Below are 26,323 nucleotides of genomic sequence, written 5' to 3'. Positions count from 1 at the left end.
GCTCTTTTATTTATGACTTAATTTCTTGGTCAAGAAATCTCCCAAGAACTGGATTGTAAAGATAATCAAAATAATGATGATAGTCGCAAGAATAGTCACATCATGATTGTAACGGTTAAATCCATAGGCGATAGCTACGTTACCAATACCACCTGCTCCGACCGCTCCCGCCATGGCTGTTTCACCGACTAGTGAAATCAAGGTTACAGTCGTCACACGAATCAAGTCTGGAAGACCTTCTGATAGGTAAACGCCTACGATGTCCCAGAATGTCGCTCCGCTCGCTTGAGCCGCCTCAATGACACCACCATCTAGCTCAGCTAAGACAACCTGCACCTGACGGGCAAAGAAGGCAAAGACTGCAAAAGAAAGAGGTACAAGCGCTGCATTTGGCCCAATACTTGTCTTCACAATCAAGTGAGAAAGTGGTGACAAGATAGCCAAAAGGATGATAAATGGAACTGCACGGAAAATTGAGGTAATCTTGTCTAAAATCCAGAAAACAACTTTATTTTCCAGGACACCACCCGGAGCCGTTAAGACAAGGAAAAGACCTGCCACGAGACCCAAGAACCCTCCGATGATGAAGGAAAGAACTGTCATATAAAGAGTTAGGTAAATGGCTGTTCCCCAGCCTGCCTGACCAGACCAGCCCATCTTATAGACATTTGGTAAGTAAGTTTGAATCAACTCTGTCATTCTACTGTCCTCCCTTCAATACTTTTAGTTGCACACCTGCTTGACGAATAGCTTCTTGGGCGCCTGCTAGCGCTTCTTTTTCCCCTGACAAGACAACCACAAGCTCACCAACAGGAGTACCATCCAAAATTTCGATGTTTCCATAGAGAATATTTGCTGTTACTTGGTAGTGCTTGTACAATTCATTCAAAAGCGGCTCATCTGTAGAGGCTCCTGCATACTTGAGTTGCACCAAGAGGCTATTCTCAGACAAATGCTCCACAATTTCTTGCTTCTCAATCTTGACCATGGCTTCGTCAATACCAGTGGCAGTTGAGATAAAGTCTTGAGTCAAAGGTTGTTTAGGGTCCGAGAAGATTTCAAGGACACTGCCTTCTTCAATCAAACGGCCATCCTGCATAACTGCCACACGGTTAGCAATATCTTTGACAATCTGCATTTCGTGTGTAATCAGGACAACAGTCAAGCCTAATTTTTGGTTCAAATCTTGCAACAAGGCTAGAATTTGCTTGGTTGTCTTAGGGTCAAGAGCAGAGGTTGACTCATCTGAAATCAAGATTTTTGGATCATTTGCCAAGGCACGCGCAATAGCCACACGTTGTTTTTGGCCTCCAGAAAGCTGTGAAGGGTAGTTTTCGGCACGATCCGCCAAGCCAACCAAGTCTAACAACTTAGCTACTTTGGCTTTCTTTTCTTCCTTGCTGAGTCCAGAGTGTTTAAGGGCAAAGGCTACATTCTCCTCTGCTGTTTTTTGACTCATGAGGTTAAAATGCTGGAAAATCATTCCGATATCTTGACGTTTACGACGCAACTGCTCTGCCGTCAAGGTCACCTTGCCATCAAAAATCACATCGTCGTCAATGGTAATTTTGCCTGCAGATGGTTTTTGCAAAAGGTTAATCACCCGGACTAGAGTGGATTTTCCTGCTCCAGAATATCCAACGATTCCGTAGATATCCCCTTCTTGGATGTGAATGGTCACATCCTTGACCGCTGTGATGGTTCTTTTCTTTTGGTGGAAAGTCACATCAATCTGGTCTAATTTGATAATGTCTCTACTCATAACTTCTAATCAGCTCCTCTACTAATTCAATATGGGTGTAATAATCGGCGATTCGCACATTTTCATCTCCACCGTGGTCTCGGCTATTGGCATTTCCTAGACCAAAGGCAACCATAGGTACTTCTAAGGCATCAAATACCGTATGCATGGGACCTGTACCAGCTGTTGTCGGCAAGACAGATACGCCCTGTGGATAGAATTTCTTGGCCAGCTCAATGACATTGAGAATGGCCGGCGCACTCATGTCACTTCGATAGCTCATCTCACCCAAAGTATAGTACAATTCTACCTTATCAAAGCCATTTTTGTCTAGTTGCTTCCGAATTTTCTCTAAAACATCATGTGGATCTAAGCCAGGAACCAAGCGGACTTCTAGCTTAGCGCTAGCTTCTGCTGGTAGAATCGTTTTAACTCCTTGACCTTGATAGCCTGACTGAATCCCTTCGATATTGAGCGCTGGCTCAAAAAAGAAACGTTTTAGAAAGGCTGTGCGTTCCTCTTGTAATAAAGGCAATTCTAAACCATATATATGATTGATCTCCTCTGGGTTTCGTTGGGCGTAGGTTTCAACCAAGGCTAACTCACGTTCGTTCGGTTCCTGCACATCATCGTACAAACCTTCTACCAAGATACGGCCGTCGGCAGCGCGAAGACTTGTCAAAGCTTGAATGAGATACCATGGAGCTGATTCGATGACTCCACCATAGCTAGAATGGATATCCACGTCTGCACTCTTAACCTTGGCATCAAAGGTCACAATTCCCTTGTTTCCACCAGAGATTTCTAGCTGCTCTAAGGCATTCTTTGTTCCTTGTTCCCAGACTAATAAATCTGCGCCTCGGAGTTTGTCCGCATGTTTTTCTAGATATTTGTCCAAGTCCATAGAGGCAGACTCTTCAGCTCCTTCCATGATAAAGCTGATGTTAACAGGGAGATCGTCATGATCTTGCATGTATTTTCTCAGAGCGCTCAAGCGAGCAGTGATATGCCCCTTGTCATCATCAACCCCGCGCCCATACATAATGCCATCACGCACAGAGAGTGTAAAAGGATCCTCGGTCCAAACTTGATCACCATCTGCTGGTACTGTGTCATAGTGGTTGTAGAAAATGATAGTCTTAGCATTTGGTCGTGAACTCTTGAAATGCGCCATGACAAAAGGAGCTGTATACGTCTCATCAATCTCGACTTGGGCTCCCGCATCCTTGAAAATCTCACCCAGATAGCGAGCAACTTCTTTTAAACCAATTTGCTGGGCAAAAACAGATTTTTTAGAAATTAAGGTACGCAAGATTTCGAAATAATACTGGGTAACAGAATCCTGCTCAAATTTTTCAATTTGTTCTTTTTCACTATAAAAAACCATTTTCTCACTACCTTTCTATGAGGGACTTATTTATTTTACGACGTTTAGATAAAAGCAAGAGGTGGAAAATCTCTCCACCTCTCTATATCTTATTACCAAACTGGTTGATCCAAGCCGTCTGAAGTTTCTTCGATAACTTTTTTCACTTCATCAGTGTGGTAAGCTGCGATAATTTTCTTGATTGCATCAGCTTTAGGTGATGATTCCCAATCTTTTTTCGCAACGATGATGTTGTACCATTGTTTTGAGTTTTCGTCAGCTTGCTCTTTAAAGAGTGCTTTCTTGTAGTCCAATTTTGCTTCTGTAACGAATGTGTTGTTTACAACAGCTGCATCAACTGATGACAATGAACGAGCTGTTTGGCTAGCGTCCAATTCAGTGATTTTCAAGTTCTTTGGATTTTCTGTGATGTTTGCGATTGTCGCAAGCGCAGTTCCTGAAACGTCCAATTTGATCAAACCAGCTGATTGAAGAAGGTAAAGAGCACGACTTTCGTTAGTAGCATCGTTAGGTACAGCGATTTCTCCGTTTGCTGGGATGTCTTCTACTTTAGTGTACTTGTTTTCTTCTCCGTTTTTACCTGAGTAAAGTCGGATTGGTGAGATATAAGTATCTGCAATCGCTACAAGATCTTTACCGTTTTCTTTGTTCCAGTTGTTCAAGAAGTTATAGTGTTGGAAAGCGTTCAAGTCTACTTCACCATCAGCAGTTGCTTTGTTTGGTTGTGAGTAGTCTGTAAACTCTGTGAATTCCAATTTAATTCCGTCTTTTTCAACTAATTCTTGGATTTTATCCCAACGTGCTTCCTCAGAACCGCTACGGTTGACTGTTGCAATTTTAACAACTGTTCCGTTGTCTGCTTTCTTTTCTGAATTTCCGCAAGCTGCAAGTGCAAGGCCTGCTACTGTAGCGATAGCTGCTACGCCTAACCATTTTTTGATTTTCATGATTCGTTCTCCTTTAAAAATAATACCGTAATAGTATCTCATACTTTATTTGATTTAGCAAATTGTTTTAAGATAGGCAGGGCTATAGTTTAAAACTATATACCTACAGAATGGAAAACCATCCATCTACCAGAGAATGGATGATTTTAGATTACTATTTAATATCAGCTTCTGCTGGCAGGTAAGAGCCACCAAAGAACTGTTGAGATAGTTTTTCAAGGGTTCCATCTTTGTAGAGTTCTTGGATGCGTTTGTCCACAAAAGCCTTCAACTCATCTTGACCTTTGGCAAGAAGTGGGTAAACGTAAGGTTGTTGGTCGCTTGGAAGTTCGATGACTTTCAAGTTATCCAAACCTTGGTTTTTAATAACAGTCTCTACACCAATTTTATCAAAAATCTTGTAGTCAAATTGTCCATCGCTCAAGCGTACCATGATTTGTTGGAAATCTGCCTTAGTATAGTTAAGAATAGTTGGGTTATCTGCGTGTTGTTTGTTGTATTCTTCCAACTGTTTAGCTGATGTAGTGGCTTGAACAATCTCAGTCGATTTTCCACCGATATCATCGAGAGACTTGATACTGTCGTCGTCTTTCTTCACTACAAGGACACTAGGATTTTGGGCAATTGGTGCTGCATAGAGATATTTATCCGCACGTTCTTTAGTATAACTAAGATTGTTGACAGCCATATTGTAGCGGTCAGCATCAAGTCCTGCAAAGACACCTGACCATTCTGTCTTTTCAAACTTAACATCATACTTGTCAGAATCTTTAAAGATAGCGCGAACGACTTCAATCTCGTAACCTGTCAATTCACCATTTTCTTCATAGATAAATGGTTTTGGTGAGCCGTTAGTTGCTACGACGATTTCTTTCTTAGCAGTTGTTGCTTCACCTGATGCCGCATCTTTCTTCTCACCACCTGAACAAGCTGCCAGTACACCTGCGGCAACAAGCCCTAAAGCAGCAAGTGACGAATATTTGATAATTTTCTTCATAATATTTCCTCCAAAATAGAATATAGTCTTATCTTAACAGAAAAAAAGCAATTACGCTATTATATGATTTCTATCTTTGCCATAAGTTTTCTTTATGTCTGATTTAAAAGACAAGACGCAAGATAGCTATTAAGACAACCCCAAAAAGAACCGTTCCCACCAGATTACGATAGCGAAAGGCGACAAAGCCTGTTGGAAAAACTGCGATCAAGTCTAACCATTTGATGTGAGGGAAATCTCCAACCTTACCTGTTGCCACACTTGATAAAATCAAGGCAAAGATAATAGACACCGGTAGGAATTTCAAAAAACGCTCGACAATAGCTGGCAAGCCCTTATACTTGACCAAGATAAAGGGAATCACACGTGGAATCCAAGTTACTAGGCCTGAAAAGATAACGGCTAACAAAAGATACCTACTGACCATCCAAAATCACCCCCATAGTACAACCTAGCAAGGTCGCAAACAGAACAGCTAGTGACTGAGACACCACTGTCAACAGTATAAAGAAGGAAAGGGCAACTACTCCTAAAATAATGAAGAGGTTGCGCAAGGGAATTCTTCTTTGCATAATCTGGAATTGCGAAGAAAAAATCCCAATAAACATACCTACTAAGGCAAAGTCAAGACCGAAAATCTCAGGATTTGGCAAAAGACCACCGAGAGCAGTCCCAACAACCGTTCCCACAAACCAAGCTACATAGCTATTTAGATTATTACCATGCATCCACATAGGATTAACCTTATCCGTATGAACCAACTCTCCCATCAAAACACCATAGGTTTCATCAGTCAAGATACTAGACATGCCGATATTGTGCCAGAGACTAGTATGACGGAAATAGGTTGACGCATGCAAACTCAGCAAAAAGAGACGTAGATTGATCAAAAAAACAGTCATGGCAATAGCAGCCACAGGCGCTTGGACTGCAATTGAGGCCAACATGGCAAACTGGGCACTCCCAGCATAGACAAAGAGGCTCATCAGGCCCATCTCAACAGGTGTTACATAGGGAGCTCCGATAATGCCACAAGCAAGGCCGATGCTAACATAGCCCAGTGCTGTTGGCACTGCTGCCTGTACTCCCTCCCAAAATCCTTTTTCTTTCATAAAACTCCTTACCAGTGTTTCAGCAATCGACTGCTTATCAACAGTCACAATGAGGACTATTATAACACAATCAAAGAGGAGAAAAAAGTTTGCTGACTGACCAGAACAGAAAAAGACTGGAAACCAGTCTTATCTATGTAATGTAAAAATTCTAATAAGCATAATACTCAAACACCAGTAAGCTGACGATGATAGTAAAATCCTCTAAAATAACAAAGGAAGTATATGCCCGATACCGTTATAGACTATATGCAGTCCAATAGGCCAATAAATAGACTTTGTTACTCTAAACAAGACGGCAAATATAATACCGCCGCCCATATATGAGAAAAAGTCTGTCAAGACCCAACCATAGTCACTGATATGCAGGATTCCAAATAAAGCAGCCGAACCAAGTACGTCCAATCCCCATTTCTTCCCTTTTTCCAAGGCTGTCATCACCAAGCCACGATAAATCATCTCTTCAAAAATGGGACCTGCAATCACAGGATAGAAAAAATACATCAAAAATGCCGTAGCTCCTGTGAAAGTCGGAGCAGCGAGTTGGTAAGCAAGTCCATTTTGAGTAGGTGGGAATAGGAAAAATTTAATGAAATTCCAAATAAATAAAGCAAGAAAAGCTAAAAAAGAATAGAAAAGATAGGACCCTTTAAATTTTCTACTGTTGATTTGTTGCCATTTTCCTGCCTGAACCATTGCAATAAATGCAAACAGAACCACAAGAAAATTTAACATCATATCCGAAAAATAATAGCCAAATTTAGATAGACCAGCAGTAAAATCGTTGTTTAAAACCAGACCACTGAAGTACTGGTAAGCAATGACAAGTAGAATGGCTACAAAAAAGTAGTAGCGTGAGATGAGCTTTTTCATTCTTTTTTCTCCTATACTATGGAATGAAGACAGTATAACACGAAAAATTCCATATTTTTAAAAATCGCATATTTGATATTTTTTCTGATAGAAATTTCACATTTGCGATTTCTAACTAATCGATAAGTGCTTTGTATTGCTGTAAGCGTAATTCAAAAAGGGCTGATAATTGTGGGTTTTCTAATATTTGCAGAGATTGGATAAAATGTTCAATCTCTTTTTGATTGCTTCCCTTGGTTTGAAGGAAAACACTCATTTTCTTTAAAAATTGCCACAGTAATTTCTCAAAAACATCGTACGGATGAAGCATGCTCTCCAACTCGGCTTCAAAGATTGGGATGTAGGAGAAAAGTTTGCGCTCCATGAGCTCTGAGATGATATTGAGATAGCCACCTTTCAAATACAATCGATTGTGCACTAACTCTTTGAATTCCTTGGATTTTTCGAGTAAGGAGGTGGATAAAAAGATGAAATCTTGATTGCTCAAAAAAGGCATAGTATTACAAAAGATATAGAGTTCAAACCAGGTCCAAGACTCGATAGCATAAAGGTAGGTAGTTAAAAACTCACGATCCTCCTCTGCTAGTGGGTAACTTTTATCCAGTGAATGGATAGCATTTTTAATCACGATGGCATTCAAACGACGATAGTTCTGCGCCATCTGTTCTTGCTCAACTTCCTTCAACAATTGCTCTAAACCAGCTATATCTTGATGAGCAAAGCGATCCACAACCCTTCTACCAAATCGCATATGTGGAGATTCTTGGTAGTTGTTGAGCTTGTGCCCAAACTCATCAAAGGTCACATTTATCCCTTGGATAGCTAGAATCAGCTTATCCGCAGACAGCATGGACTGCCCTAGTTCGAACTTGGATAGCTGAGAGGCTGTTAGTCCAGCACAAGCCACATCTGACTGCTTGAGCTTTCTTGCCAGGCGTAATTCCTTGTAAAATTCTCCTAATTCCTGCTTTTCAATCATAGACAAACTCCCTTTTAAAAATTCCCTTTACTATTCTATTCGTAAAAACTTTTTACTTTTTTAATATATTATAAAATATTTAAGCAAAAAAGCCAGCCTCAAGCTGACTTTCTATTCCATAGTTTCAAAGGCGAGACTTGGTTTGGCGTTTAGCTCCAAGCCTGCAAAGTTTTCTTTGTTCCACTCGCTGACGCTGGCATAGGCAATCATACCTGCATTGTCTCCACAGAGTCGCAGGGGAGGAATGATCACCTTAACGTCAGTGATTTCTGCTGCTAGGCGTTCTCTGAGTCCTTTATTAGCCGCTACACCACCAGCCACGACTAGGGTTTTAACAGGATATTTCTCCAGAGCCTTCTTGGTTTTTGCCATGAGAATATCCAGAACTGCTGCTTGGAAGGAGGCACACAAGTCCTCTGTGGACAAGGTTTCTCCCTTTTGCTCGGCATTGTGGTGAAGATTGATAAAGGCAGATTTCAAACCTGAGAATGAAAACTCCAGATTATCCTCCTTAATCATGGCACGAGGGAAATCATAGATATCCTGACCTTGATGGGCCAACTCGTCAATCTCCCGACCTGCTGGATAGGTCAAGCCCATGACACGACCTACCTTATCATAGGCCTCACCAACCGCATCATCACGAGTTTCCCCAACAATCTTGTAATCACCAGCCTCAGAAACATAGACCAACTCTGTGTGCCCACCACTGACTAAAAGGGCTAGTAAGGGGAACTCCAAGGGCTCGACACTTTGAGCCGCCATGAGGTGACCAGCCATGTGGTTAACAGGGATAAGTGGAAGTCCATGTGCCCAAGCAAAGGCCTTAGCAGCTGACAAGCCAACTAGTAAGGCTCCGACCAAGCCTGGTCCATAGGTAACAGCCACAGCTGTCACATCCTCTTCGGTAATCCCTGCTTCTGCCAATGCCTCCTCAATACAGGCTGTAATGATCTCGACATGGTGACGACTGGCTACTTCTGGTACTACGCCCCCAAAACGTTTATGGCTTTCAATTTGACTGGCAATGACATTGGACAAGAGCTCGTCATCATTTTTTAAGACGGCGACACTGGTCTCATCGCAAGATGTCTCAAATGCTAAAATATATCTATCCTTCATCTATTTCTCTCTTCATGATAATGGCGTCCTCGACAGGATCATGGTAATAGGCCTTTCTCTCAGCGATGACATCCATCTTTTCTTTCTTGTAAAATGCTTGCGCTCGTTGGTTTGACTTTCTGACTTCGAGAAAAATCTCCTTGTCTGCTGGTAATTGAGCAAACAAGGCTGAAGCTATCTCCTGACCTTGATAAGCTTGCTTAACGGCGATTTGCAGGACTTCTGCTTCAAAGATATTTTCCTGAACAGCTAGAAAACCTATCACTTCTATCCCATCGTAGGCTAAAGCATACCAGGTTTGGTCTTGGGACAGGTCTGCTTGGATTTGTTCCAGCGTCCAAGGACTGACTGGATAAACAGCTACCATGACAGCATAGATGGATTGAGCCAAGTCAGGCTGCTGTTGGATTCGTTTGATCTCTATCATAGGCGTTTAATGTAAGACTCGCCAGACTCGGTGTGATTCTTGAGCCAGTTTTCCTCAGCTTCGACACGCTTGAGGTAATTCGGCACAAAATCGTGCAAGGAGTCTGCTTCCTTGTCCCAGGCCCAAAGAGCAAGATTAACTGCATTTGGCAGGGTTTCTTGGTAGTTAGCCTGTGGCAGTTGTTCTTGGATTTGATCCACAAAGGCTCCAACTTCACCAACAAAGGTTACCTGGTCGGCATCCTTGACTTTTTCTAACACCTCTTCAAAAGATAGGTGCGCTTCTGGAAAGACTGGCTGGGCATTTTCATAAAATCCTGCATAAACGTTGTTACGACGCGCATCCATCAAGGGAACGAAGAATCCTTCTTGCTGATGTGGTACCAGAGCTAAAAGGCTAGACATCCCTACTAACTCAATGTTTAGGGTATGAGCTAGAGTCTTTGCAGTTGCTACTGCGATTCGTAAACCTGTGTAGCTACCTGGCCCCTCTGCTATGACGATTCGATCCAAATCCTTTGGTGTCAAATCCAAACTCGCCATTAAGAAATCAATGGCAGGCATGAGGGTAATACTGTGATTTTTCTTGATGTTGATCATAGTCTCGGCAAGAAGCTGCTTGTCCTCTAAAATGGCTAGAGAAAGAGCCTTGCTGGACGTATCAAAAGCTAATACTTTCATAACACATTCCTATCTTTTTGTCTGTTTACTATTATACTACAAAAGCCGACACATGGGAATTTTCTTTCTCTCCAAACAAAAAAGGCCTACCTCTTAAACAAAGAGGAAGGCAAAAAAATAAAAAAAGTTGTAGCTTTTTCCTATCTTTTCCGAATATATAAGTGAACAAGAAAAAAGGAGGAAAGTTCAATGACAAATTTTGACGTTCTTGACAATCAATTTTTATCGTTATCTGAAAATGAATTGTCAGATATTGATGGTGGTCTCGCTCCCTTAGTTATCTTTGGAGTAGCAGTATCTTGGAAAGCTATTGCAGGTGGTACAGCACTTGTAGGGTCTGGTTTGGCAGCTGGTTATTTTTTAGGAGGTTAGTATGATTAAAGGTTTGGATAAGTATTGTGCAATTTCTAATAAAGAATTGCAAGGAATCAAGGGTGGTTTTGGTGTAGGTGTTGGTATAGCTTTATTTATGGCTGCTTACACTATCGGGAAAGATATTCGTAAGAAATTTGGATAAGTCATGCTAGATAAAAGGCACATTTTTAGAAGGGTAAATTTTATTCTCTTCATCTCTTATAGTTTGCTCATCATTTTCAATGATTTAAACATAATCGTTACACCTTTACCAGTTGATTCATCTGTTTGCATTGTTTTATTTTTATGCTTCAACTCGATTTTTGAACAGAACAATGACTACTGTAAAAATAAGGATATGGCCTGAAAATGTATCCTCTGTTTGAGGGAAAATTGGACACCTAATTTAAAAAATCCACCTTATCTTAATAGTTGAGGTGGATTTTTGTATAGCTGAATTCGGTATATTTCTATTTCCTATTAAAGATAGATATTAGTTCAATCACCAGATATAAATAAACAACTGAAGTTAAGTATTCAAACCAAAGTAAAATACAAACCAGACCACATAAGTCACAAGGAGAAGGAAAAACGAATACAGAGTCACGAAGCCAATCTTCCATAGGAATTTGACCTTCCGATGCTCTAGCAGAGTATACAAAACATTGCCACCGTAAACACAAGCAACAAATGCCACAAAGGCCAGAAGACGAATGATAATAGCTAGTTGAAACATGTCCTGCCCTCCTTCATAAGGAAAAACCTCTTTTCTAACTTTATTATAGCATTTGAATCTGAGGTCTTCAAATACTTATACAAGGCAAAATGAAACGTATTTCACGCTCCTTACTTTCAGGTTTCCCCTCTTTTACTAATTCCCCTTTTTATGTTATAATTGAGATAATTGTAACGAATCAAGGTCAATAAAGACAAAAAATGAACTGGAATCAAACCAGTTTCAAACTGAGCATTTTTGAATATAGCTGACCTGAAAGCAGAAAGGAAACATATGATTTACAAAGTTTTTTATCAAGAAACAAAAGAACGCAGCCCACGTCGTGAAACAACACGCTCACTCTACTTGGACATTGACGCTAGCTCAGAACTTGAGGGCCGCATCATTGCCCGCGAACTTGTTGAAAAAAACCGTCCAGAATATAACGTAGAATACATCGAACTCTTGTCTGACAAACTACTTGACTACGAAAAAGAAACTGGCGCATTTAAAATTACGGAGTTCTAATATGGCCTATACTCTTAAACCAGAAGAAGTGGGCGTTTTTGCCATTGGTGGTCTAGGAGAAATCGGGAAGAACACTTACGGTATTGAATACCAAGATGAGATTATCATCGTCGATGCTGGGATTAAGTTCCCAGAGGACGATCTACTTGGTATCGACTACGTTATCCCAGACTACTCCTACATTGTAGACAATATCGACCGTGTAAAGGCTCTTTTGATTACTCACGGACACGAGGACCATATCGGAGGGATTCCATTCTTGCTCAAGCAAGCCAATATCCCTATCTATGCAGGTCCACTGGCTCTCGCCCTTATCCGTGGAAAACTTGAAGAACATGGCCTTTTGCGTAACGCTACACTTCACGAAATCAACCACAACACTGAGTTGACCTTTAAAAATCTCAAGGCAACTTTCTTTAAAACTACTCACTCAATTCCAGAACCTTTGGGGATTGTTATCCACACGCCACAAGGTAAAATTGTCTGTACAGGTGACTTCAAGTTTGACTTTACTCCAGTTGGGGAACCCGCAGACTTACACCGAATGGCAGCCTTAGGGGAAGAGGGTGTACTTTGCTTACTTTCTGACTCGACCAATGCTGAAGTACCAACCTTTACTAACTCAGAAAAAGTCGTTGGTCAATCCATCATGAAGATTATCCAAGACATCGAGGGACGTATTATTTTCGCATCCTTTGCCTCAAATATCTTCCGTCTCCAGCAGGCTACTGATGCTGCTGTCAAGACTGGCCGTAAGATTGCTGTCTTTGGACGTTCAATGGAAAAAGCTATTGTCAACGGGATTGAACTTGGCTATATCAAGGCACCAAAGGGAACCTTTATCGAACCTAATGAAATCAAGGATTATCCAGCTGGAGAAGTCTTGATCCTCTGTACAGGCAGCCAAGGGGAGCCCATGGCTGCACTATCTCGTATCGCTAACGGAACTCACCGCCAGGTACAATTACAACCTGGTGATACAGTCATCTTCTCTTCTAGCCCAATCCCTGGAAATACAACCAGCGTTAACAAACTAATCAATACTATTTCCGAAGCTGGAGTTGAAGTTATCCACGGTAAGATCAACAACATCCATACATCTGGACACGGTGGTCAGCAAGAACAAAAACTCATGCTCCGCCTAATGAAGCCTAAATATTTCATGCCTGTCCATGGTGAATATCGCATGCAAAAGATCCATGCTGGACTAGCTGTTGATACTGGAGTTGAAAAAGACAATATCTTTATCATGAGCAACGGAGATGTTCTTGCCCTTACTGCAGATTCTGCTCGTATCGCAGGTCATTTCAATGCCCAAGATATCTATGTCGATGGAAATCGTATCGGTGAAATCGGTGCGGCCGTCCTTAAAGATCGCCGTGATCTTTCTGAAGATGGTGTCGTACTTGCTGTTGCAACAGTAGACTTCAAGACACAGATGATTATTTCTGGCCCAGATATTCTCAGTCGTGGTTTTGTCTACATGCGTGAGTCTGGTGATTTGATTCGTCAAAGTCAACGTATTCTTTTCAATGCTATTCGTATCGCTTTGAAAAACAAGGATGCCAGCATCCAATCTGTCAATGGCGCCATTGTTAACGCCATCCGACCATTCCTTTACGAAAATACTGAACGTGAACCGATTATCATTCCGATGATCCTCACACCAGATGAAGAATAATAAAAATTCTCTGAAATCCTATGACTTCAGAGAATTTTTATTATTTAACGACAATTTCGTAACGAGTTTTGCTAGTGAAAGTCTGACCTGCTTTGAGAATCACTTGATCCTTAAAGTCGCTGTGGATAGCATCTGGTAAAGCTTGAGCTTCAAGGGCAATACCGTTGTGCTGGATCATAGGTTTGCCAGCTACAAGTACGCTTTCATCCACAAAGTTTGCTGTATAAACTACAAAGCAAGGTGCTTCTGTCTTAAAGAGTAAGAAGCGACCTGAACCCTGGTCATAGAGGAAACCAGCATTATCATGCCCTTCAGGAAGAGCAAATGGATGGTCCAAACCAGACACGATTTGGATTTGTTCATCTTCTTCTGCAAAGATATCCTTGAGCAAAGCACCATTGTAGATATGTTTGACCACATCACGGTTAGCATTGGGAGTTTTAGCTGGGACACCGTCAGGAGCGATTGGATAGATACCTTCTGTGTTTAATTGGAAGACATGACGGTCAATCGTCCGAGTGAAATCACCAGACAAGTTAAAGTAGCTATGGTTGGTTGGATTGACCAAGGTATCTTGATCTGTCGTCACCTTATAGCTAACTTCATAGGCACCGTTTTCTTCCAACTGGTAGCTAATCCAAATCTTGAGGTTACCAGGGAATCCTCCTGTACCATCCGCACGCTCAGTATAAAGTGTCAAACCATTGTCGCTGACTTCGACAAGTTCAAACAAGTTAGAGTCCCAACCTGTAGAACCACTATGATTGCAGTTGCTAGCATTGTTAACTTCAAGCTCATAAGTCTTGCCATTTAGTTCAAAGGTCGCACCTGCAATACGCCCAGCCACAGGTCCAATGCTTGCTCCATGTTTTGGACTATTGCCAACATAGCTTTCAAAATTATCAAATCCTAGGATGACATTGGCAAAATTACCAGTCTTATCAGGAGTAACATAACGTAAAATAGTCGCTCCATAGGTCATGATTTCTAGTTGGTAACCAGCATCCGTCTCAAAAAGATAAGCTAAGACATCCTTGTCATCAACTTTCCCAAATACACGTTCTGTGTATGCTTTCATCCTTCTCTCCTTTATACGTTTTCGTTAAGTAAAATAAACCATAGAAAGCGTATTCACTTCCTATGGTTCAATTCTATTATGTAAATACTCCTTTGTCAAGCCTCTATAAAATAGATTCTTTTCAACAAATCTTACAAGTATAATCTTTAAAATTCAACACGCTCAGTCCATGAAGTTGCTGTTTTTTGAAGTACTTTATTGAGTTCATCAATGTTTTCAAAACCAGTTGTACGAAGCCATTCGCGAGCAGCTGCTTCACCGTCTTTGATATAAGCTTCAACTGATCCAGCCCATGTTGCACGTCCACAAAGAACACCATTGAAGTTTGCACCTGATTCGTGGGCAAATACAAGAGTTTCTTGGAAGAGTTTAGCTGACACACCTGCACTCAAGTAGATGTATGGCAAGTTAGTAGCTTCGTCTTGAGCTTTAAAGAAGGCTGCTGCTGCTTCACGTGTATGAACAATTTCGCCATCACCAAATCCTTCAACGTATTTAACGTTAACTGGAACTTCCACCTTCAAGACATCAATGTTAAAGCGTGGGTCTGAGAAGACCTTCATAGCACCGATAACCTTGTGAGGTTTCACTTTAGCGTATTCAGCAGAACCTGCGTCCGCAATCTTTTCATCGTAAGCCAAGATTTCAAGGAAGAATGGAATGTCTTCAGCCACACACTCAGAACCAATACGTTCAATGTAGGCTTGTTTTTGTTGGTTAAGTTCATCAGAGCTATCTACGTCATAGTAAAGCAAGAACTTAACAGCATCTGCACCTTGTTCCTTGATACGTTTTGCAGACCAAACATCCAAGCAGTCCGGCAAGCGTTTTGTACTTGTTGTATCGTATCCTGTTTTCTCATAGGCGAGAAGAAGACCTGCATTTGGATCAAGAGCTTTTGTAGCTGGAAGTCCGTACTCAGGGTCAAGTAGCATAGATGAAGCATATTTAGTCAATTCATCTGCCACTAATACTTTTAGTTCTTCCATTTGAGCTACAGTTGGCTCCTCTGTTTGGTATTGAGCCATAAGGCGTTTCAAAGCACCACGTTGGTCAAAAGCAAGAGCTGAGATGATACCATTTTCATCTGAAAGTTTTTGCATACAAGCAACTTTATTAGGACTTAATTTTAATTTACTCATAACTATATCCTCTTTATTTAAACTCATGAATGATAACACCTTGAACTACACGGTTTACAGTACCAGTAGGAGATGGTGTATCTGGTCTATTGCCGACTTTAAGCGAAGTCAAGAGTGAGAAAAGTTGACCATAAATGATGTAAGGGAAGACACGATAAACATCACTCAAGACACCTCCACAACCAAGGGCTACTTCCTTAACATTTTCAAGGCCAAAAGTTTGATCGCTCAAAAGCACAACACGACGAGCGATTTGATCTCCTGCAACTTCACGCACCAAGTCCAAATCATACTTGCGAGTGTAGTCTGTGGTTGAACCAAATACTAAAACAACTGTATCTTCGTTGATCAAAGATTTTGGACCGTGACGGAAGCCAACTGGGCTTTCATACATAGTAGCAACCTGACCAGCTGTCAATTCCAAAATTTTAAGCTGGGCTTCGTGAGCAAGTCCGAAGAATGGGCCCGCACCTAGATAAATCACTCGGTTAAAGTCTAGGTCAACCAATTCCTTCACATCCTCGGCATTATCTAGAACTTTACGTGCAAGACTAGCTAATACTTCGAAACGTTCAGCTTTTACAGAAAACTCAGTCGGATCAAAGACTAAGAGAGCTGTCAGCATCATAGAAGTAAAACTAGAAGTCATGGCAAATCCAGCATCGTTAGAAGCTGCTGGTTGTAAGAGCAAGAGATTGCGCTCATCTCCATGAGCTTGAAGAGCTAATTCCCCTTCAGCTGCACAAGTAATAGTCACTTGATAGAGCTCATCAACCAAGGACTTAGCCAAATCCACCGTTGCTACACTCTCTGGTGAATTTCCACTACGTGCAAATGATACTAAGACTGTAGGAACATCTTTTTTCAAATATGTTTGTGGGTTTGCAACAATATCAGTAGTCGCAATGGCATTGAAATTCCACTTGCGTTCATCATAAACTTCTTTAAAGTAAGGGACCAAAGTATCTCCTACATAAGCAGAAGTTCCAGCTCCTGTTAGGATAACCTTGATATATCCATGCTTATCAGCGATACCTTGCAAAAAAGCTGCAATTTCTTGGCGTCTCTCTGAATAAGCCTCAAAAGCTTCTTTCCAAACATCTGGTTGTTGGTAAATTTCTCGTGTGGTGATCTCTGCTCCCAACTCAAGCAATTCTTCTTTTGTATAATCTAGCATTGAAAACCTCTAATCTATTATTATATTATTTCCTAGTTAAAAGATGGGAATGGGACTTAATCCCACCCCCATTTTTAATTTCTGTTGTCAAATCTTATTCGTCTTCGTCATCATCGAAGCCCGCCAACAAATCATTTACTTTAACAATGCTTTCTGATGCACGAGTTTTATAGTCGGCATCCATACCAGTTAGGCTTGCATTGATAAATTCAATCACCATTGGAAGATTCATTCCTGCATAAAGTTCGATGTTACGACCTTCCATAATTAAGCGACTAACCACATTACATGGTGTGCCTCCAAGGAGGTCTGCAAAGACGATAAAGTCGTCTAAACCTTGAACAGCAGCGTCAAATTTAGCAGTAAATTCTTCTGGTCCATCTTCTGGAAGAAGAGCCACCGCATGAATGTTTTCTTGTGGCCCCATAATCATTTCTGTGCTGCCTTTGAGCTCTTCACAGAAACGTCCATGGCTCACTAAAATTAACGATTTAGTCATATATTATGCGCCCATTCCAAGCAAGAATTTTCCGATGAATGAAAGTCCAACTGCAAGAGCAATGATGATACCGATTGCTTTTGTAGAGTTCATACCTTTCTTACCAAGCAACCAGAAGATGAATGCTGTGAAGATTGCTGGAAGCAAGCGTGGGAAGATTGAGTTCAAGATGTCTTGGAAGTCAATCATTTTCTCACCGATTGGCAATTTGTAAGAAATTTCAAAGTTGATCATTGTTGCTACAAGAGCACCCATCATGAATACACCAAGTACAGATGCAGCGTCAATCAAAGCTGTTAAAGTACTTTGCATGTTGTTGATAAGGTTAACCCCTTCTTTGTAAGCAAATTCCAATTGTTTCCAACGGAAGATGTCATACGCTACTGCAACTGCGATCCAAAGGAAGATACCCCATGGTTGGCCAGCGATAGCCATTGTTGCAGCGATAGAACCCATGATAGCTGGTACAAGTGAACCGAAGATAGTGTCTCCAAGAGGAGCGAATGGTCCCATCAAACCTGTCTTGATACCGTTAACCGCATCTTTAGAGACAACGCCATCTTTTTCTTCCATGGCAAGGTCGAAACCAGCGATGATAGTGTGGAAGAATGGTGAAGTGTTGAAGAATTGAGTATGAACTTTCATCATTTCTTTCAACTCAGGAGTCCCATCTCCATACATTTTACGCAATTGTGGCAAGATCATGTAAAGGTAACCTGATGCTTGCATACGCTCGTAGTTCCAACCTAATTGGAAAGTGAACAAGCTACGTTTGTTAATTTGATTAAAATCTTCTTTAGTTAATTTGTAATTAGAATTCGTCATCTTCAATTTCCCCACTTTCTGATTGTGTAGAAGGTGCTGCTACAGCAACTTTCTGGCTATTCTTAAAGTGAACAACTGCAAGGAAGATACCTACGATAGAGATACCGATCATAGACAAACCTTTGAAGTTGTTTGCAAAACCAATAGTTTCAGCAACTTCAGCAGGAAGAGTACCAATAATACCAGCAACAGCTCCACCAAGACCTGTTACGTATGAGTAAAGAACAGTCAACATAGCTGTCAAACCGAATCCCATAGCAAGGTAGTGAAGGTTACGTTTAACTGGAAGGTAACGAAGCAAGATAGCGAATCCAAGACCTGGAAGCATACGACCTGCAAGAGTCAAACCGTCTGCAACCCATTGGAATTCTTTAACAAGGTTTACAACTGCTTGTACGAATTCTCCACCGAAAGCAAGGGCGAAGAATACTGGAAGGGCACGTGAAGCAGCCCATGGAAGCGCACCAAGAAGGTAGTTGCGTTCGATTGCTTTATAGTCGAAGCGTTCGATCGCAGCGTCAATACGGTGTGCGAAGAATGTAGTAGTCATACGACCAAGTACGTCGAAGTAAGTCAAGAGTGCTGCTACTGGTACAGCGATTGTAGTGATCGCAAGATCTGTTTCGATACCTTGTGAAACTGAGAAAGCTGTCGCAAGAACCGCACCAGAAGTTGCGTCGATACGAGAAGCACCACCGAAGGTACCTACCCCAAGGACAAACAACTGCAAGCTACCACCGATAAACAAACCAGTTGTCAAATCTCCCATGACTAAACCAGTAATGAAACCAGCGAATACAGGGGAACCTGCAGAAGAAACGATCGTCAACTCATCACAAATTTGATAAGCTGAGTACAGAGTGAGTAGTAAAATTTGCCACCATTGTATCATAACAATGACCTCCTAAAAATTTTTTCCTATTTTAATAAGCTCAAAAAGTCTGAAACTGGATCATTTGGAACCATTTGAGCAGTAAGTTTAACACCTTTTTCCGCCAATTTGTGGAAATCTTCCACGTCTTTATCAACTACGTTGATAGAACGAGTGATAGCACGTGTTTCTGGTGTTTGCGACATATTGCCGACGTTGAGAGTTTCAAGCGGAACTCCTGCTTCTACCAAACCAAGAAAACGGTCTGGTTTACGAGCCACGATAAAGAGACGTTGGCTGTCATATTTACCAGCAAGAAGATTCGCTGCCGCTTTTTCAACCGACAAGATACTAAGTTTTACACCTGGCGGTGTAGCAAGTTTCAAACCGCTCTTTTCAATATCGTTGTTAACAACTTCGTCGTCTACAACCATAATGCGAGAAACATTTAGCTTCCCAGCCCAAAGATTGGCTACTTGACCGTGGATTAAACGTCCATCGATACGGCATCCTACTATTGTCATAAGTTTTCCCCCTTTATGTGTTTAAATGTAGGTTTACTAGTTAAATGTATGTGCTCCTTGTACTCCCCTTCAGTTTCAAAGATAATGATGCGGTTAGCACCCTCTTTGAGGTAACTATGTGGAATATAAAGCGATAGGGTCGGACCAACGTTCCAGAAGCGTCCTAGATGATGACCATTGACAAAGGCAATCCCTTTACCAAACTCAGAACAATCTAAATAGGTATCCTTTGGAACCTCAACTTCAAAGTCGAAGGCGTAAAAGGCTGGTTGCCCTTCTGTCCATCCTTTAGAAAAATCAATCTTCTCAGGATTATCTAATGGAAGTGGATAGTGTTCCCAGTTGAGCAAGAAATGTAGATCCTTGCAAACTCCTGTACGGATTCCTTTCCGCTGGGTATCTGCTAGGAATTTATGCCCATAATTGACACGTCCCATATTTTCAATAAGGATATCAATCTGCGAAAGCTTTTTCTTTTCTCCTTGACAGAAGATATCTTCACCAATCTCTGTCTGATATTGGGTCGCAGTCCATTTGCCATCAATAAAGAGTTGAGCTCTATCACGGCCGTCAATAATGCGAAGTTTTTCTTCTTCTGCATCCCAACTAGCTTCTGTACGATAGAGTAGGTAACCATAACTTTGTCCCAGTTCCTCCATTTTCTTAGGATAGAGGCTTTCGGTTGGACTTGCAAGACTATCCAAGGTTGCAAATAGGGAAGCCTTTTCGACTAGTGGAATGGATTCCATTTCCATGCTTTCCTTGTAGAGTGGCTCCACCTGTGGATACTCTGGATAGTAGGTTGCCATCATTTTCTTCACTGCATGATATTTGGCAGTAGGATTTCCCGCCTCATCTAGCAGAGCGTCATAATCATAAGATGTTACTTGTGGTAAATCAATAGTTCCTCGTGCTGAGCAACCATTCATAAAACCGAAGTTTGTTCCACCATGGAACATGTAAAGGTTGATAGAGCCTTGCTCCAAAACCTCATGAACGGCTTCTGCCAATTCTTCTGCATCGCGTTTGATAACTGGCTCTTTCCATCGATTGAACCATCCATCCCAGAATTCCATACACATGAGTGGCCATGTTTTGCCATGTTCATCAAAGAATTCTTGCATCTGCGAGAAATTGAAATCGGCTTTCGAGCCAAAGTTCCCTGTCACCAAGAGGTCATCCTCAATTAAGGTTCCAGCCTTCAAGGTTGCTCTCCATGGGCCGTCAGATGTAAAGAGCGGACAGCTGACTGCGCGTTCTTCCATTAAACGTCGAATCTCACGCAAGTAGGTTTTGTCTTCACCATAGGATCCATACTCATTTTCAACTTGCATCATGAGGATGTTTCCACCATTTTCCAACAATCTTGGAACAAGACGCGGAAGCAAGTGATCATAGTAACGACCAACCATCTCAAGGTAAGCTGGATCAGAAGAACGGATTCTCATCTCCTTTGTTAGGAGCCATGCAGGTAAACCACCAAATTCCCATTCTGCACAGATAAATGGAGAAGGGCGTACAATAGCATATAAGCCTAAGTCCTGTGCAGTTTGAAGAAATCTCTCTAAGTCAAGATTCCCTTCAAAATTAAATTCTCCTTCAGTAGGTTCATGCATGTTCCAAGGTACGTAAGTTTCAACTGTGTTAAAACCTAATGCCTTGAGATTGTACAATGAGTGATACCAATCTTCCGCAGGAACTCTAAAATAATGAATCGCACCTGACAAAATCTTAAATGGTTTCCCATCTAGATAGAAATGATCTTCAACTTCAAATCTTGTCATTCTTCCTCCCTGTAAGAGCATAAGTTTGCGCTTTCATTTATTGTTATATCAACTATAACCTAATAGGGAGATATTGTCAATACTTTTTGAAATTTTCTTCAATTTTTTTCTATTTTTTTACTGAATCTTTTCCAAAAATCTTCTCAAAACCTTTAAAATTGGGGATTTCTTGAGCATACAAATTTACTTTGCCAAACTACAAATTACTTTGATATAACTTAATATCTTAGCCTATTATTTTATTTTTAATAATAATTTCTACTAATCTTTCTACTTTTATGTTAAAATTATTATGGAGAAGGAAAAAACGAGGTGAAAATATGGCAATTCCAAAATACCAATATATAAAAGATGAATTAAAGAATAAAATTATTTCTGGTCAATTTGCTAGCGGGGACAAATTCTACACTGAAGCTGAATTGATTTCTATGTATGATGTGAGTTCAATCACAGTTGTCCGCGCCTTAAATGATTTGGCTAAAGATGGATACATTGTCCGCCAGCAAGGTAAGGGAACCTTTGTAGCCCGTGCTCGCAAACATAAACTAGTTGAGTTCTCTGATGTTGAAATCTTTGAAACAAAAGATGATAAAGTGACTGTTCTTTCTATTGAACGTGGCAACAACTTGAAATATTTAGAAAAACTCGGGTTACGTGGCGACCAATTCTACTATAAGATTGAACGTATCCGTGAATCTAATGGAGTTATCTATATCTATCATAACTCCTATATCCCTGAGCAATATATCAATGCCAACTATCCAAATCTTGAATATTATAGTTCTATCTATACTCGTTTCAAATTGGACTACCACATTCACATGAATGACGAGCACTTTGAAGAAATCAACGAGATTGTCTTCCCTACTCCCCAAAATCCAGCTTCTGTTCTAGGTATCGATACTAAGTTCCCAACTGTTTTACAAACCAAGACAACCCGTCTTGAAGCGACTGGTCAAGTCTTAGAATACATTGAGACTTACAAACGTTCTGATTTCTACAAAATCAAATTTATCTCTTGTGATCGTGACCATTAATTATTAAAAGTCTGAGATACTTGTCTCAGGCTTTTTTACATGTCCATTGTAACATCAAGTTTCTTTCTTGAAAACAGTTAGTTAAATATAACTATAATTAGTAACTTTTTTACTAAAAATTGATAAGAAACTAAAAAATATATCATAATTTATAAGTTATTCTATTTTTTATAGTTATTTCTCTAAAAGTCTTGACTTTTAGAGAAACAGAACTTACAATGGAAATAGTTTTTGTAAACGCTACCAAACTAAACAACTTAAGGAGGTCTCACATGAAACCAGACAAACAACAGCATTTCTCCATTCGTAAATATGCCATCGGTGCTGCCTCGGTACTGATAGGCTTAAGTTTCCAAGCCCAAGTAGTGGCAGCTGACGGGCTAACTCCTGTGGCGGAAAGCCAAGCTAGCACTAGCCAAACCGTTCCAGAAACTCCTCCAGCAGCGGAAGAGCCAAAGCTTGTCGCTTCAGTTGAAGAACAAGTTGCCGCTACTTCTGCGTCGGAAACTTCTTCTCCACAGGAAGATCTTGGCACACCTGCACCTGCCATAGCAGAGCCTGTCACAGCTGAAGTAGCTGAAGAAGCTAAGAAAACAGAATCTGAAAATGAAGAAAACAAAAAAGTTGCTAAGGTTGAAGCACCAGCAGTAGCTACAGAGCGAGCAGCTCAAGTTAATGAAAAACTTGCTAAAAAGAAAATTGTTTCTATTGATGCCGGTCGTAAGTACTTCTCTCCAGATCAACTGAAAGAAATTATCGACAAGGCAAAACATTATGGCTATACCGATCTTCACCTTTTAGTTGGAAACGACGGCTTACGCTTTATGCTTGATGATATGTCTCTAACTGTTGGTGACAAGACTTATGCAAGCGAAGATGTCAAACGAGCTGTTGAAAATGGAACTAATGCCTACTACAACGATCCAAACGGTAATCACCTAACTGAAAGCCAAATGACCGACTTGATTAACTATGCTAAAAACAAAGGCATTGGTCTCATCCCAACTGTAAACAGCCCTGGTCACATGGATGCGATTTTGCATGCCATGAAAGAACTAGGTATCCAAAAACCGAACTTCAACTACTTTGGAAAAGAATCTGCTCGTACCGTTGACCTTGATAACAAAGAAGCGGTTGCATTTACCAAAGCTCTGATCGACAAGTATGCTGCTTACTTTGCTGGCAAGTCTGAAATCTTCAACATCGGTTTGGATGAATATGCCAACGATGCTACTGATGCCAAAGGATGGAGCGTTCTTCAAGCCTATAAATGGTATCCAGAAGATGGATTCCCAGACAAGGGTTATGATAAATTCATCGCCTATGCTAATGACCTAGCTCGTATCGTCAAATCTCACGGTCTTAAACCAATGGCCTTCAATGACGGTATCTACTATAATAGTGACACTAGTTTTGGAACCTTTGACAAAGACATCATCGTGTCTATGTGGACTGGTGGCTGGGGTGGTTACGATGTCGCTTCTTCTAAACTACTAGTTGAAAAGGGACACGAAATCCTTAACACTAACGATGCATGGTACTACGTTCTCGGCCGTAATGCCGATGGTCAAGGCTGGTACAACCTGGATCAAGGCTTAAACGGTATTAAGAGCACACCGATCACTTCTGTTCCAAAAACTGAAGGTGCGGATATCCCTATCATTGGTGGTATGGTAGCTGCTTGGGCTGATACTCCATCTGCTCGTTACTCTCCATCTCGTCTATTCAAGCTCATGCGTCAATTCGCAAACTCAAATGCTGAATACTTCGCTGCTGACTACGAGTCTGCCGAGCAAGCTCTTAAAGAAGTTCCAACAGACCTTACTCGCTATACAGAAGAAAGTGTAGCAGCTGTTAAAGAAGCTGAAAAAGCCATCCGTTCTCTTGATAGCAATCTTAGCCGTGCTCAACAAGATACTATTGACCAAGCGATTGCAAAACTCCAAGAAGCCGTTAGCAACTTGACCTTCACTCCAGAAGCTCAAAAAGAAGAAGAAGCAAAACGCGAAGTTGAAAAACTTGAGAAAAACAAGGTTATCTCAATCGATGCTGGTCGTAAATATTTCACACTAGACCAACTTAAACGTATTGTTGACAAGGCTAGCGAACTTGGCTATTCTGATGTGCATCTTCTCCTAGGAAATGATGGGCTTCGCTTCCTCCTTGATGACATGACCATCACAGCTAACGGAAAAACTTATGCAAGCGATGATGTCAAGAAGGCTATCATCGAAGGAACAAAAGCTTACTACGATGATCCAAACGGAACTACTCTTAGTCAAGCCGAAATCACTGAATTGATCGAGTACGCAAAATCAAAAGGCCTCGGACTCATCCCAGCAATCAACAGCCCAGGTCACATGGATGCCATGCTCGTCGCTATGGAAAAATTGGGCATTGCAAACCCTCAAGCTAACTTTGACAAGGTTTCAAAAACAACCATGGATCTTGAAAACGAAGAAGCAATGAACTTTACAAAAGCTCTTATCGGCAAGTACATGGATTTCTTTGCAGGTAAAACTAAGATCTTCAACTATGGTACAGATGAGTATGCCAATGACGCTACCAATGCTCAAGGATGGTACTACCTCAAGTGGTATGGTCTCTACGGAAAATTTGCTGAGTACGCTAATAGCCTAGCTGCCATGGCTAAAGAAAAAGGTCTTCAACCAATGGCCTTTAACGACGGCTTCTACTATGAAGACATGGATGATGTCGAGTTTGATAAAGATGTTATCATCTCTTACTGGTCTAAGGGATGGTGGGGTTATAACCTTGCGTCTCCTCAATACCTAGCAAGTAAGGGGTACAAATTCCTTAACACGAATGGAGATTGGTACTACATTCTCGGTCAAAAACCAGAAGATGGTGGTGGCTTCCTCAAGAAAGCTATTGAAAATACTGAAAAAACTCCATTTAACCAGCTAGCTTCAACTAAATATCCTGAAGTTGACCTACCTACTATTGGTAGTATGCTAGCTATCTGGGCTGATAGACCAAGCGCTGAGTACAAGGAAGAGGAAATCTTTGAACTTATGACTGCCTTTGCAGACCACAACAAAGACTACTTCCGTGCTGACTACAAAGCTCTACGCGAGGAACTTGCTCAAATTCCTGAAAACTTAGAAGGATATAGCACAGAAAGCCTCGATGCTCTCAAGGCTGCTAAAGAAGCTCTGAACTACAATCTCAACCGTAATAAACAAGCTGAGTTGGATACACTAGTCGCTAATCTCAAGGCAGCAAGACTTGGTCTCAAACCAGCTGCAACTCACTCAGGAAGCCTTGACGAAAACGAAAGTCCTGCTGCTGTTGAAAACCTACCAGAATTGGTTGTTAGAACAGAGGAAATTCCTTTCGAAATCATCAAGAATGACAACCCTAACCTACCAGCAGGTCAAGAAAAGATTGTTACTGTCGGTGTGAAAGGTGAACGTACAAATTATCTTTCTGTCGTGACTGAAAATGGTGAAGCACATGAAACTCTCCTTGATAGTCAAGTGACTCAAGAACCAGTGACTCAAATCGTAGAAGTCGGTAATCCTGTCACTCATGTTGGTGATGATAAAGGGCAAGCTACTATTACTGAAGAAAAACCTCGTGTCGTGATTGAAGAGGAAGGAATTCCATTCACTACTATCACTCGCGAAACAGACCAGTTACCTAAGGGACAATCTCGTATCGTGACTGAAGGTGTGAACGGTCGTCGTACACATTTCTATTCTGTGACTACTGCTGCTGATGGTTCTGAAGTGAAAACTTTAATCAACACTGTTGTTGCTCAAGAACCTGTCACTCAAATCGTAGAAGTTGGTAATCCTGTCACTCATGTTGGTGATGATA

General features: G+C 41.1%; 27 protein-coding genes. 6 read left to right on the top strand and 21 right to left on the bottom strand.

Features of this window, described 5'->3' with window-relative positions; translation table 11 throughout:
• Positions 1-6 precede the first annotated feature (6 nt).
• The 12 genes from QM941_RS05320 to tsaB all read right to left on the bottom strand — a co-directional run bounded on the left by QM941_RS05320 (position 7) and on the right by tsaB (position 10,265).
• Complete coding sequence (locus QM941_RS05320) at positions 7-699, bottom strand: methionine ABC transporter permease (RefSeq protein ID WP_000137510.1); 693 nt, start codon at positions 697-699, stop codon at positions 7-9.
• 1 nt (position 700) lies between these two features.
• Positions 701-1,762 carry a methionine ABC transporter ATP-binding protein gene (locus QM941_RS05315; protein ID WP_414339505.1) on the bottom strand — a complete coding sequence of 354 codons (1,062 nt, stop codon included), beginning with the start codon at positions 1,760-1,762 and terminating at the stop codon, positions 701-703.
• The gene (locus QM941_RS05310) at positions 1,755-3,128 is read right to left on the bottom strand and encodes a M20 family metallopeptidase (protein WP_414339503.1); all 1,374 of its coding nucleotides are present in this window, start codon (positions 3,126-3,128) and stop codon (positions 1,755-1,757) included. Before QM941_RS05310 ends, QM941_RS05315 begins: the two co-directional genes overlap by 8 nt.
• A 92-nt stretch (positions 3,129-3,220) precedes the next feature.
• Positions 3,221-4,075 (bottom strand): MetQ/NlpA family ABC transporter substrate-binding protein, encoded by an 855-nt coding sequence (locus QM941_RS05305; RefSeq protein WP_414339501.1) that lies wholly within the window; start codon positions 4,073-4,075, stop codon positions 3,221-3,223.
• A gap of 154 nt (positions 4,076-4,229) precedes the next feature.
• The gene (locus tag QM941_RS05300; RefSeq protein ID WP_414339499.1) at positions 4,230-5,072 is read right to left on the bottom strand and encodes an amino acid ABC transporter substrate-binding protein; all 843 of its coding nucleotides are present in this window, start codon (positions 5,070-5,072) and stop codon (positions 4,230-4,232) included.
• Positions 5,073-5,175: 103 nt separating this feature from the next.
• Positions 5,176-5,499, bottom strand: a complete 324-nt coding sequence (locus QM941_RS05295) for an AzlD domain-containing protein (RefSeq protein WP_414339497.1) — start codon at positions 5,497-5,499, stop codon at positions 5,176-5,178.
• Complete coding sequence (locus tag QM941_RS05290) at positions 5,489-6,184, bottom strand: AzlC family ABC transporter permease (RefSeq protein WP_414339495.1); 696 nt, start codon at positions 6,182-6,184, stop codon at positions 5,489-5,491. The genes QM941_RS05295 and QM941_RS05290 overlap by 11 nt, the downstream gene beginning before the upstream one ends.
• Before the next feature lie 204 nt (positions 6,185-6,388).
• Positions 6,389-7,057, bottom strand: a complete 669-nt coding sequence (locus QM941_RS05285) for a lysostaphin resistance A-like protein (RefSeq protein ID WP_414339493.1) — start codon at positions 7,055-7,057, stop codon at positions 6,389-6,391.
• 115 nt (positions 7,058-7,172) lie between these two features.
• Positions 7,173-8,036, bottom strand: a complete 864-nt coding sequence (locus QM941_RS05280) for an XRE/MutR family transcriptional regulator (protein WP_414339492.1) — start codon at positions 8,034-8,036, stop codon at positions 7,173-7,175.
• Between the two features lie 111 nt (positions 8,037-8,147).
• Positions 8,148-9,158 (bottom strand): tRNA (adenosine(37)-N6)-threonylcarbamoyltransferase complex transferase subunit TsaD, encoded by a 1,011-nt coding sequence (gene tsaD / locus QM941_RS05275; RefSeq protein ID WP_414339491.1) that lies wholly within the window; start codon positions 9,156-9,158, stop codon positions 8,148-8,150.
• Positions 9,148-9,585, bottom strand: coding sequence for a ribosomal protein S18-alanine N-acetyltransferase (rimI, locus tag QM941_RS05270; protein ID WP_414339490.1), 438 nt, complete (start codon positions 9,583-9,585; stop codon positions 9,148-9,150). Before rimI ends, tsaD begins: the two co-directional genes overlap by 11 nt.
• Entirely contained in the window at positions 9,582-10,265 is a 684-nt protein-coding gene (tsaB, locus tag QM941_RS05265; RefSeq protein ID WP_414339489.1) for a tRNA (adenosine(37)-N6)-threonylcarbamoyltransferase complex dimerization subunit type 1 TsaB, read from the bottom strand. The genes rimI and tsaB overlap by 4 nt, the downstream gene beginning before the upstream one ends.
• 189 nt (positions 10,266-10,454) lie before the next feature.
• On the opposite strand from tsaB, the gene cibA reads away from it, so the two are divergent.
• Together cibA and QM941_RS05255 are read left to right on the top strand one after the other, a co-directional pair.
• Positions 10,455-10,637 (top strand): fratricide two-peptide bacteriocin subunit CibA, encoded by a 183-nt coding sequence (cibA, locus tag QM941_RS05260; RefSeq protein WP_000180842.1) that lies wholly within the window; start codon positions 10,455-10,457, stop codon positions 10,635-10,637.
• Position 10,638: 1 nt separating this feature from the next.
• A complete protein-coding gene (locus tag QM941_RS05255) occupies positions 10,639-10,782 on the top strand; it encodes a bacteriocin (protein WP_216728630.1) in 144 nt (47 codons plus the stop codon).
• A gap of 366 nt (positions 10,783-11,148) precedes the next feature.
• Here the strand turns inward: QM941_RS05255 and QM941_RS05250 are convergent, their stop codons facing one another.
• On the bottom strand, positions 11,149-11,355 hold the full coding sequence (locus QM941_RS05250) for a hypothetical protein (RefSeq protein ID WP_414339486.1): 207 nt from the start codon (positions 11,353-11,355) through the stop codon (positions 11,149-11,151).
• 273 nt (positions 11,356-11,628) lie between these two features.
• Here QM941_RS05250 and QM941_RS05245 point away from each other — a divergent pair, with 273 nt between their 5' ends.
• Together QM941_RS05245 and rnjA are read left to right on the top strand one after the other, a co-directional pair.
• Entirely contained in the window at positions 11,629-11,862 is a 234-nt protein-coding gene (locus QM941_RS05245) for a DNA-dependent RNA polymerase subunit epsilon (RefSeq protein ID WP_414339484.1), read from the top strand.
• A 1-nt stretch (position 11,863) separates the two neighbouring features.
• Positions 11,864-13,543, top strand: coding sequence for a ribonuclease J1 (gene rnjA / locus QM941_RS05240; protein WP_414339482.1), 1,680 nt, complete (start codon positions 11,864-11,866; stop codon positions 13,541-13,543).
• Positions 13,544-13,583: 40 nt separating this feature from the next.
• On the opposite strand, the gene QM941_RS05235 is transcribed toward rnjA, so the two are convergent.
• From QM941_RS05235 to QM941_RS05200, 8 genes are all read right to left on the bottom strand, one after another.
• Positions 13,584-14,621: an aldose epimerase family protein gene (locus QM941_RS05235; protein ID WP_414339480.1), complete on the bottom strand. Its 1,038-nt coding sequence runs from the start codon at positions 14,619-14,621 to the stop codon at positions 13,584-13,586.
• Positions 14,622-14,767: 146 nt separating this feature from the next.
• Complete coding sequence (gene lacD, locus QM941_RS05230; protein ID WP_414339478.1) at positions 14,768-15,763, bottom strand: tagatose-bisphosphate aldolase; 996 nt, start codon at positions 15,761-15,763, stop codon at positions 14,768-14,770.
• A 13-nt stretch (positions 15,764-15,776) separates the two neighbouring features.
• Positions 15,777-16,940, bottom strand: coding sequence for an SIS domain-containing protein (locus QM941_RS05225; protein WP_414339476.1), 1,164 nt, complete (start codon positions 16,938-16,940; stop codon positions 15,777-15,779).
• 94 nt (positions 16,941-17,034) lie between these two features.
• Positions 17,035-17,439 carry a PTS sugar transporter subunit IIA gene (locus QM941_RS05220; protein ID WP_414339474.1) on the bottom strand — a complete coding sequence of 135 codons (405 nt, stop codon included), beginning with the start codon at positions 17,437-17,439 and terminating at the stop codon, positions 17,035-17,037.
• Positions 17,440-17,442: 3 nt separating this feature from the next.
• Complete coding sequence (locus tag QM941_RS05215) at positions 17,443-18,264, bottom strand: PTS system mannose/fructose/sorbose family transporter subunit IID (RefSeq protein ID WP_414339473.1); 822 nt, start codon at positions 18,262-18,264, stop codon at positions 17,443-17,445.
• Complete coding sequence (locus QM941_RS05210; RefSeq protein ID WP_414339471.1) at positions 18,251-19,156, bottom strand: PTS mannose/fructose/sorbose/N-acetylgalactosamine transporter subunit IIC; 906 nt, start codon at positions 19,154-19,156, stop codon at positions 18,251-18,253. Before QM941_RS05210 ends, QM941_RS05215 begins: the two co-directional genes overlap by 14 nt.
• Positions 19,157-19,182: 26 nt before the next feature.
• Positions 19,183-19,659 carry a PTS sugar transporter subunit IIB gene (locus QM941_RS05205; protein WP_414339469.1) on the bottom strand — a complete coding sequence of 159 codons (477 nt, stop codon included), beginning with the start codon at positions 19,657-19,659 and terminating at the stop codon, positions 19,183-19,185.
• Positions 19,656-21,443 (bottom strand): glycoside hydrolase family 35 protein, encoded by a 1,788-nt coding sequence (locus QM941_RS05200; RefSeq protein WP_414339467.1) that lies wholly within the window; start codon positions 21,441-21,443, stop codon positions 19,656-19,658. The genes QM941_RS05205 and QM941_RS05200 overlap by 4 nt, the downstream gene beginning before the upstream one ends.
• 320 nt (positions 21,444-21,763) lie before the next feature.
• Here QM941_RS05200 and QM941_RS05195 point away from each other — a divergent pair, with 320 nt between their 5' ends.
• Positions 21,764-22,480 carry a GntR family transcriptional regulator gene (locus QM941_RS05195; protein ID WP_414339465.1) on the top strand — a complete coding sequence of 239 codons (717 nt, stop codon included), beginning with the start codon at positions 21,764-21,766 and terminating at the stop codon, positions 22,478-22,480.
• A gap of 272 nt (positions 22,481-22,752) precedes the next feature.
• A partial coding sequence (gene strH, locus QM941_RS05190) for an LPXTG-anchored beta-N-acetylhexosaminidase StrH (protein ID WP_414339463.1) occupies positions 22,753-26,323 on the top strand: 3,571 nt, incomplete at its 3' end.

Origin of the sequence: Streptococcus timonensis (genome assembly GCF_047460355.1) — a bacterium.
Taxonomy (GTDB): Bacteria; Bacillota; Bacilli; order Lactobacillales; family Streptococcaceae; genus Streptococcus; species Streptococcus timonensis_A.
Note: the sequence above shows the minus strand (reverse complement) of the source record. Positions and strands in the feature narration are given on the sequence as shown.